At 64.8% G+C, this 9,367-nt stretch carries 7 protein-coding genes and 1 pseudogene; 7 read left to right on the forward strand and 1 reads right to left on the reverse strand.

Annotated features, from left to right (window positions below; all coding sequences use genetic code 11):
- The first annotated feature begins 32 nt into the window (after positions 1 to 32).
- Positions 33 to 739: pseudogene (locus tag J7360_RS19090) on the forward strand (glycosyltransferase).
- Positions 740 to 1,087: 348 nt separating this feature from the next.
- Here J7360_RS19090 and J7360_RS19095 read toward each other — a convergent pair.
- Positions 1,088 to 2,584, reverse strand: coding sequence for an aminotransferase class III-fold pyridoxal phosphate-dependent enzyme (locus J7360_RS19095; protein ID WP_209034511.1), 1,497 nt, complete (start codon positions 2,582 to 2,584; stop codon positions 1,088 to 1,090).
- 122 nt (positions 2,585 to 2,706) lie between these two features.
- On the opposite strand from J7360_RS19095, the gene J7360_RS19100 reads away from it, so the two are divergent.
- The 6 genes from J7360_RS19100 to secF all read left to right on the forward strand — a co-directional run bounded on the left by J7360_RS19100 (position 2,707) and on the right by secF (position 9,180).
- Positions 2,707 to 3,138, forward strand: coding sequence for an Lrp/AsnC family transcriptional regulator (locus J7360_RS19100; protein ID WP_008574410.1), 432 nt, complete (start codon positions 2,707 to 2,709; stop codon positions 3,136 to 3,138).
- A 153-nt stretch (positions 3,139 to 3,291) separates the two neighbouring features.
- A complete protein-coding gene (gene queA, locus J7360_RS19105; RefSeq protein WP_057661360.1) occupies positions 3,292 to 4,362 on the forward strand; it encodes a tRNA preQ1(34) S-adenosylmethionine ribosyltransferase-isomerase QueA in 1,071 nt (356 codons plus the stop codon).
- 69 nt (positions 4,363 to 4,431) lie between these two features.
- Positions 4,432 to 5,577, forward strand: coding sequence for a tRNA guanosine(34) transglycosylase Tgt (tgt, locus tag J7360_RS19110; protein ID WP_057661358.1), 1,146 nt, complete (start codon positions 4,432 to 4,434; stop codon positions 5,575 to 5,577).
- Between the two features lie 131 nt (positions 5,578 to 5,708).
- The gene (gene yajC / locus J7360_RS19115) at positions 5,709 to 6,062 is read left to right on the forward strand and encodes a preprotein translocase subunit YajC (protein WP_057661355.1); all 354 of its coding nucleotides are present in this window, start codon (positions 5,709 to 5,711) and stop codon (positions 6,060 to 6,062) included.
- Between the two features lie 190 nt (positions 6,063 to 6,252).
- Positions 6,253 to 8,097 (forward strand): protein translocase subunit SecD, encoded by a 1,845-nt coding sequence (gene secD / locus J7360_RS19120; RefSeq protein WP_007969721.1) that lies wholly within the window; start codon positions 6,253 to 6,255, stop codon positions 8,095 to 8,097.
- A 114-nt stretch (positions 8,098 to 8,211) separates the two neighbouring features.
- Complete coding sequence (gene secF, locus J7360_RS19125; protein WP_057661353.1) at positions 8,212 to 9,180, forward strand: protein translocase subunit SecF; 969 nt, start codon at positions 8,212 to 8,214, stop codon at positions 9,178 to 9,180.
- Positions 9,181 to 9,367: the final 187 nt, after the last annotated feature.

Below are 9,367 nucleotides of genomic sequence, written 5' to 3' on the forward strand. Positions count from 1 at the left end.
GGCTCGGTTCCCCCACAGCCCGAGTCGCCCCCATGATTCCTCAACTGATTCACCTGACCGCACCCACCAAGCAGCTGCTATGGGAGGAGCGCAGGATCTGCGATCGCCTGCAGCGCCTGTTGCCTGGATGGACCTGTTACGTCTGGGACGATGCCGATAACTCCCAGCTGATGCGGCGTGCATTCCCCGAGTTTGCCGAGCGCTACGAGCAGATTCGCTTCGGTGTGATGAAAGCCGACATCGCCCGCTGCGCGTACATGCATGCACATGGCGGCTTCTACTTCGACACCGACTACAAACTGCTACGACCACTCGATGCGCAGATGCTGTCGCAGCGTTGCGTGCTGCCCGTCGAGGAAGGTGCGCCGGGCCAGGAAGACTTCAAGATCGGCAATGCCGTGTTCGGCTCCGAGCCCGGGCATCCGTTCTGGCGCGCGTTCCTCGAGCACATCTTTACCGCGCATGCTCCGGAAACGCTGCAGGACCACCGCGAGATTCCGATGATTTCGGGCCCGCGTGGGCTGACGCGTTTCTACGAAGCGCACGGTGGGCAGTTCGCCGACATCCTGTCCCCCCGCGCGATGCCTTCCATCCGGACCGCACCTGGTTCGGGCTTGGCCATCGTGGCGGCAAGAGCGCGGTCGGCTCGCACCTGTGCTGGGCATCGTGGCGCGGCAAGTCGCCGCGGCGTGCCCTGACCAACTACCTGCGCCGCAAGTTGAACGCGGTGCCGATTTGAGTGGCAGCGTGCGCGTGATACGGCAATCGGCCTGGGGCAGGGCCGCTCAGGTCGAATCTGAGTGAGGTCATTGGCCTGGGTGCTGTAGGCGATTTATCCGAGCGCAAGCTTGCATGTTCAAGTGGCTTCGCATTGCGTGTTGCAGGTATCGCGCGAATTCGGAGCTAGGTAAGGCGGGCGAGCCAATGGCTGATGACCCAGCCTGGATCGGTTTGACGCAACCGAAGGCTGGCGCCACTGCTGACACCGATCAAGGTTCCAAGGCACACCGCAGAGAGCTGGTGGAAGACCTATCAGCCATCTGCAGCACACCGACGCCATGCGCGTCGGCGTGCCGCGTTGAGCGAATCAGGCCGCCTCGGCCTGCAGCTGGCGCGGGCCTTCCTTGAGCGCACGCGCGATCAAGCCGACCAGCAGATCGAGCTCGTCTTCATCCATCGCAAAATGCGGAGTGAAGCGCAGCGAATTCTCGCCGCCGTGGATCACGTTGACGCCGCGATGGCGCAACCACTCTTCGGTGGAACCGGCGCCGTAGCACTTGAATTGCGGTGCCAGTTCGCAGGAGAACAACAGGCCGGTGCCTTGCACCTTGGTGATCAAGCCGCCGAGCTCGGCCTGCAGCGCTTCCAGCTTGGCAATCGCCTGCGCACCGCGGATGCGGATGTTGTCGCGCACCTGCGGCGTGAACAACGCCAAAGTGGCGCAGGCCACATCGAGCGCGCGCGGGTTGGTGGTCATGGTGTTGCCGTAGGTGCCCTTGCGATACACCTGCGAGGCGTGTTCGGTCACCGCCAGCACCGACAGCGGGTATTGGGCCGCGTTGAGCGCCTTGGAATAGGTCTCCAGATCCGGCGGGTCGAGCTGTTCGAATCCCGGGTAGTCCACCACCGAGAGCACGCCATGCGCGCGCAGCCCGGCCTGGATGGAATCGACCAGCAACAGGCTGCCATGGGTACGGGTGAGCGCGCGCGCGGCGGCGTAGAACTCGGCCGGCAACGCGCGCCCCGGGTCGCCTTCGCCCATCACCGGCTCCAGGAATACCGCTTCGATAAACCAGTGATTGCGCGCGGCCTCATCGAAGGCGCGTTGCAACGCGGCCACGTCGTACGGGGCGATCGCGATGACCGAATCCTCGTCGCGATAGCTGGCCAGGTATTTGGTATAGGTCTTGCGACTGGAATCGGAATACAGGCCCGGGCGATCGGTACGGCCATGGAAGCTGCCCTTGACCACCAGGCGCTTGATGGTGGCACCGGCGTGCCGCGCGCCGGGGTCGGTGTGCAGCTTGGCGTTGGTATCGACGATGCGGGCGGCCAGGCCCACCGCTTCGGAGCCGGAATTGAGACACATGAAGCGTGCGAACGGGCAACCGCCGCGGCTGTGGCCGATCTCGGCACGCAGGGCGCGATCGAGCCGGCGTTGCGCCAGGCTGGGCGTCATCACGTTGGCCATCACCTGCGGGCGCGCCATGGCCTCGAGCACGGCCGCCGGCGTATGGCCGAAGCCGAGCATGCCGTAGCCGCCGGCGTCGTAGAGCACCGCGCCCTTGAGCGTGACCACCCACGGCCCGCGTGCGGCCAGTGCCACATAAGGCGTCACGGCGTCGTCCGCGTAGAAATTGATGAAGCCTTCCTGCACTGCGCCGATCTGGGCCTCTTCGTCCAGGTCCAGCAGGTCGGCGGCGTCATCGCGCACCAGCGCATATTCGGCTGCTGCTGCATGGATGGCCTGCTGCAGGTCAGGGTGGCTGACGGCCAGGCGCGCGATGGTCGCGTCGTCCAGGCCTTCGGTCAGGCGGCGGCCGGCATGGGCACGCAGCGGGACGAGCGGGGCAAGGACGGACATGGCGCATCTCCTTCAAAGGTGGCGTTCCCTTTCTATTATCGGCAGAAGATCGGCGTTTGGCAGCGTGAATCTGGGCAGGAAGTACGATATTTTCGGCGATTCGCCGAAACGAATGCACAATAGTGAAGATCACCCCCTCCGACGAACGCCTGTTGTCGCTGCTGCGCGAGGACGCGCGCGCCTCCACCGCCCAGATCGCGCGGCGGCTCGGACTCTCGCGCACCACCGTGCAGAGCCGCATCGAAAAGCTCGAGCGCGACGGCGTGATCAGCGGCTACACCGTGCGCACGCATGACGACTACGAGCAGGGCCGCATCCGCGCGCACATCCTGATCACCGTGCTGCCCAAGAAAATGCCTGCCGTGGTGAAGGCCTTGCGCGATATTCCGGAAGTGCGCCTGCTGCATTCGGTCAGCGGTGCCTACGACCTGGTCGCCCTGGGGGTGGTCGGCGGCGTCAACGAGATGGACGTGCTCACCGACGCCATCGGCGCCATCGACGGCGTGGAGCGCACGACCAGCGCGATCATCCTGTCGACCAAGTTCGAGCGGTGAATGGAGAATCGGGAATAGGGAATCGTAAGAGCAGCGAATCGGGGGCGGAAAGGCGACGATGAAGCCCTGCCGCTCGTCCGATTCCCCATTCCCAATTCTCCATTCCCGGCCGCAGTTACACTATGCGGCTACTCAGACAACGATCCTGCGGCCTTGAAGAAGTCCGATTTCCATTACGACCTGCCCGACGAACTGATCGCCCAGGCGCCGCTGGCCGAGCGCGCGGCGAGCCGGCTGCTGGTCGTGCCGCCGTCGCCGCAGGCGCTGGCCGACCGCCAGGTGCGCGATCTGCCCGAGCTGCTGCAGCCGGGCGATCTGCTGATCTTCAACGACACCCGGGTCATTCCGGCACGCTTGTTCGGGCACAAGGCCAGCGGCGGACGGGTGGAAATCCTGATCGAGCGCCTGCTTGGCGAGCGTCAGGCGCGGGTACAGATCGGCGCCAGCAAGTCGCCCAAGGCCGGCAGCCTGATCGCGCTCGATGCCGGCGGCCAGGCCGAGGTGCTGGGCCGCGATGGCGAGTTCTATCTGCTGCGCTTCGAGATCCCGACTCCGCTGGAACACTGGCTGCTGGAGGCTGGCCGCCTGCCGCTGCCGCCCTACATCCGCCGCGAGCCGGGCGTGGAAGACCGCGAGCGCTATCAGACCGTGTTCGCGCGCGAAGTCGGTGCGGTGGCCGCCCCCACCGCCGGGCTGCATTTCGACGAGCCGCTGCTGGCACGCTTGCGCGAGCGCGGGGTGGAGTTCGGCCACGTCACCTTGCATGTGGGTGCCGGCACCTTTCAGCCGGTGCGGGTGGACAAGCTCGACCAGCACGTCATGCATACCGAATGGCTCAACGTGGGGGCCGCGCTGGTGGAACAGGTGCGCCGCACGCGTGCCCGCGGCGGCCGCGTGATCGCGGTGGGCACCACGGTGGTGCGCTCGCTGGAAAGCGCCTGGCGCACCACCGAGGCCGCGCCCGAAGGCGAATTGCAGCCATTCGCCGGCGAAACCCAGATCTTCATCCTGCCCGGCTACCGCATCCGCAGCGTCGATGCGATGGTCACCAACTTCCATCTGCCCGAAAGCACCTTGATGATGATGGTCTCCGCCTTCGCCGGCCGCGAGCGCATCTTCGCCGCCTACCGCCACGCCATCGCGCAGCGCTACCGCTTCTTTTCGTACGGCGATGCGATGTTGTTGTGGGGCCGGGATTGGGGATTCGGGAGTGGGGATTCGTAACGGCCCTCAGCTCTCAGCCTTCTCGCTTTTGCCAATCCCGAATCACCAATTTCCAATCCCGGCCCCTCAATGTCCCGACTCCAGTTCCAGCTCCAAGCCACCGACGGGCATGCCCGCCGTGGGCGCCTGACCTTTCCGCGTGGCACGGTCGAAACCCCTGCGTTCATGCCGGTCGGGACCTATGGTTCGGTCAAGGGCATCCTGCCCGAGCAGATCCGCGCGCTGGGTGCGGAGATCATTCTGGGCAATACCTTCCATCTGTATCTGCGTCCGGGCCTGGAGGTGATCGGCGATCACGGCGGACTGCACGGGTTTGCGCGCTGGGATGGGCCCATCCTCACCGATTCCGGCGGTTTCCAGGTGTTTTCGTTGGCGCATCGCCGCAAGATCACCGAGCAGGGCGTGACCTTTTCCTCGCCGACCGATGGCGCCCGGGTGTTCCTGGGTCCCGAAGAGAGCATGAAAATCCAGAAAGTGCTCGATTCGGACATCGTGATGATCTTCGACGAGTGCACGCCGTACCCGGCGACCGAGGACGTCGCGCGCCGCTCGATGGAGCTGAGCCTGCGCTGGGCGCAGCGCTCGCGCGATGCGCACGATGGGCTCGGCAACGATGCGGCGCTGTTCGGCATCGTGCAGGGTGGGGTGCATCCGGACCTGCGCAGCCGCTCGCTGGACGGACTGCAAGCCATCGGTTTCGATGGGTATGCGATCGGTGGGCTGGCAGTGGGCGAGCCCGAGCACGAACGCAATGCCATGCTCGAACACCTGCATCCGCGCCTGCCGGCCGAGCGCCCGCGCTACCTGATGGGCGTGGGCCGCCCGGAAGACCTGGTCGAAGGCGTGGCCCGCGGGGTGGACATGTTCGATTGCGTCATGCCCACCCGCAACGCGCGCAACGGCCACTATTTCACCTCGTTCGGCACCGTGCGCATCCGCAATGCCAAGTACGAGCGCGACCTGGACACCATCGAGCCGGGCTGTGGCTGCCATGCCTGCAGCAGCGGCTATACGCGCGCCTACCTGCGCCATCTGGACCGCTGCAACGAAATGCTGGCGCCGATGCTGGGCACCCTGCACAACCTCTGGTACTACGAAAAACTGATGGCCGACATGCGCGCAGCGATCGCGGCGGGAACCTTTGTGGAGTTCCGGCGGTCCTTCTATGCGGCACGCGGCGCCACCACGCCGCCGTTGCCGGGGGCAACCAGCTGAGACCGGCCGAGCGCGCCCTGACGCGGACGGCGTGGAACCTGCATGGCATAATTCCCGGCTGTTCCGCCCCGGCGGTACCTGAATAGCGAGCGGGCCCATGGGCGCGCTGGCACCAAACTAGGATGCACTGAATGAATCTGCTCGATTTCCTGATCCCCGCTGCCCAGGCGCAGGTCGCTGGCGGCGCGCCGGCACCCGGCCCGATGGGAGGCCTGTCCACCTTCGCGCTGCCGATCATCCTGATCGCGGTGATGTACTTCCTGATGATCCGCCCGCAGATGAAGCGCCAGAAAGAGCACAAGGCGCTGCTGGACAAGCTGGCGCGCGGCGATGAAGTGATCACCTCCGGCGGCGTTGCGGGTGTGATCACCGACATCGGCGACAACTTCATCAGCGTGGAAGTGGCCGACAACGTGCGTATCCGCGTGCAGAAGAGCGCCGTGGGCCATGTGCTGCCGAAGGGCACGCTGAAGTCGGCGAGCTAAGCGCGTCTTGCAATGGCTGCGCCGCTGTCAGGCAGGCGCAGTCGCCAGGTGGAACCGGAGGTTGTGACCCGCCGGTTCCACCGTTCCGCCCGTATCCATCTGAAGACCATTGGCGACGTTGTACCGGTCGCTTGAAGTCGTTCTCACTGCTAGGCGCGGCGCCGGGATGGTGCCACGCGGGACTGTCGCAATGCTCGAATTTCCTCGCTGGAAGTACTTCCTGATCCTGCTGGTACTGGCCGTCAGCGCGCTGTATGCGCTGCCCAACGTCTACCAGAAGGACCCGTCCGTGCAGATCACCGCCAGCCGCGGTGCGCAGCTTGACGACGCCTTGCGCAGCCGCATCGACGGTGAGCTCAAGAGCGCCGGCATCACGCCGAAGGCGATCACAAAGGAAGGCGACAGCCTGATGGTGCGGTTGCCCTCGCTGCAGGCGCAGACCCGCGCCAACGACGTGTTGCGCCAGCAGCTGGGCGAGAACTACACCGTGGCGCTGAACCTGGCCTCCACCGTGCCGGACTGGCTGGCCAAGCTGGGCGGCCGGCCGATGGTGCTGGGTCTGGACCTGGTGGGCGGTGTGCACTTCGCCATGCAGGTCGATCAAAAGGCCGCGCTGGAAAAGCGCCTGGACGGGTTTGCCGAAGACATTCGCACCACCTTGCGCGATGCGCGTATCCCGTATCGCTCGGTGGAGCGTCGCGCCGACAACAGTATCCAGGTCAGCCTGGGCGAGGGCGCCAATGCGGACGCCGCGCGCGTGGCGCTGGCCAAGGCGCAGCCGACCCTGACCTACGACGTCAGCGGCCAGAACATCGCCGTGAAGGTGCCGGAGGCCGAGCTCAAGCAGATCGCCAGCGGTGCGATCGAGCAGAACCTCACCACCTTGCGCAACCGCGTCAACGCACTGGGCGTGTCCGAGCCGACCATCCAGCGCCAGGGCGAGGACCGCATCGTGGTCGAACTGCCCGGTCTGCAGGACACCGCCGAAGCCAAGCGCCTGATCGGTGCCACCGCCTCGCTGGAATTCCGCGCCGTGGTCGACGGCAACGCCGACGATGCCGTGCGTAGCGGCAACATTCCGCCGGAGGCCAAGGTCTATCGCCTGCGCGACAGCAACGCGCCGGTGTTGTTGAACAAGCGCGCGCTGGTGACCGGCGACCAGATGGTCAGCGCGTCGGTCAGCACCGACCAGAACGGCATGCCGGCAGTGGCGGTGACGCTCAACAACGTCGCCGGCCAGCGCATGTTCGACTACACCAGCGCCAACGTCGGCAAGCTGATGTCGGTGGTCTACATCGAGCGCATTCCCACCGTGACCATGGTCGACGGCAAGGAAGTGCGCAGCGTGCGGGTCAAGGAAGAAGCCTTGTCGCCAACCCGCATTGCCGGCGTGTTCGGCAAGAACTTCCAGACCACCGGTCTGGAAAAGACCGAAGCCGAGAACCTGGCCAAGCTGCTGAAATCCGGCTCGCTGGCCGCGCCGATGGATTTCGTCGAGGAATACGTGATCGGTCCGAGCCTGGGTGCGGAGAACGTGGAGCGCGGCGTCACGGCGGTGGTCTACTCGTTCCTGTTCACCCTGGTGTTCTTCACCATCTACTACCGCGTGTTCGGCGCGATCACCTCGGTGGCGCTGCTGTTCAACCTGCTGATCGTGGTGGCGGTGATGTCGCTGTTCGGCGCCACCATGACGTTGCCGGGCTTTGCCGGCCTTGCCCTGTCGGTGGGTCTGTCGGTGGACGCCAACGTGCTGATCAACGAGCGTATCCGCGAAGAGTTGCGCCTGGGCGTACCGGCCAAGTCGGCGATCGCGGCCGGTTACGAAAAGGCCGGCGGCACCATCCTCGACGCCAACCTGACCGGCCTGATCGTGGCGGTGGCCTTGTACGCGTTCGGTACCGGCCCGCTGAAGGGTTTCGCGCTGACCATGATGATCGGTATTTTCGCCTCGATGTTCACCGCGATCACCGTGTCGCGTGCGCTGGCGGTGTTGATCTACGGCAGCCGCAAGAAGCTGAAGTCCGTCGCTATCTGAGATGCGAGTCCGGCCCTGGCCGGTGCAGCCCAGCTGCACGCGGTCGGGGAATGAATCCCTTTGCAAGCGTCTGCGCCCCAATGGCGCAAACGTCTTAAACGGAAGATCTTTTCCATGAAATTGTTCCCGCTCCATCTCATTCCCAACGACACCAAGATCGATTTCATGAGCTGGCGCAAGCCGGTGCTGATCTTGATGCTGGTGCTGGCAGTCGCCTCGGTCGGCATCATCGTCGGCAAGGGTTTCAATTACGCGCTGGAATTCACCGGCGGCACGCTGGTGCAGACCTCGTTCCAGAAGACCGTGGACGTGGACCAGGTGCGCGAGAAGCTGTCCAAGGCCGGCTTCGAAAACGCCCAGGTGCAGAACGCGCGCGGCGGCAATGAAGTCATGATTCGCCTGCAGCCGCATGGGCAGAACAACAATCGCGACGATGCCGCGCGCACCGTTGCCGAAGATGTGCGCAAGGCAGTGACCAGCGACGAGAATCCGGCCACCGTGCAGCCTGGCGAATTCGTCGGCCCGCAGGTCGGCAAGGATCTGGCCTTGAATGGCGTGTATGCCACGGTGTTCATGCTGGTGGGCTTTTTGATCTACATCGCGTTCCGCTTCGAGTGGAAGTTCGCGGTGGTCGCCAGCCTGACCGCCTTGTTCGACTTGCTGGTCACCGTGGCCTTCGTGTCGCTGACCGGTCGCGAGTTCGACCTGACCGTGCTGGCCGGCCTGCTGTCGGTGATGGGCTTTGCGATCAACGACATCATCGTGGTGTTCGACCGCGTGCGCGAAAACTTCCGCGCACTGCGCGTGGAGCCGCTGGAAGTGCTGAACCGCTCGATCAACCAGACGCTCTCGCGCACGGTGATCACCGCGGTGATGTTCTTCCTGTCGGCATTGGCGCTGTACATCTACGGCGGCGAATCGATGGAGGGCCTGGCCGAAACCCACATGATCGGCGCAGTGATCGTGGTGATCTCCTCGGTGATCGTGGCCGTACCGATGCTGAGCATCGGTCCGTTTGCGGTGACCAAGCAGGACCTGCTGCCGAAGGCCAAGGACGTGGAGGCGCTGGCGCGTCGTCCTTGATGGGTTGGCAAAAGGTCTGACGAAAAAACCGCGCATTGCGCGGTTTTTTTGTTTCTGGCGGTGAACGTCGTGACTTCATGATCGTGCACTGCGACGTTATTACTCAAGATTTTCAACGCTAGGATTTCCTGGGGCACGTGATGCCGATCGATACGCAATACGTCGCGTTAGGGAAGGTCTGATCAAC

The sequence above is a fragment of the Xanthomonas sp. D-99 genome (genome assembly GCF_017746145.1).
Taxonomy (GTDB): Bacteria; Pseudomonadota; Gammaproteobacteria; order Xanthomonadales; family Xanthomonadaceae; genus Xanthomonas; species Xanthomonas cissicola.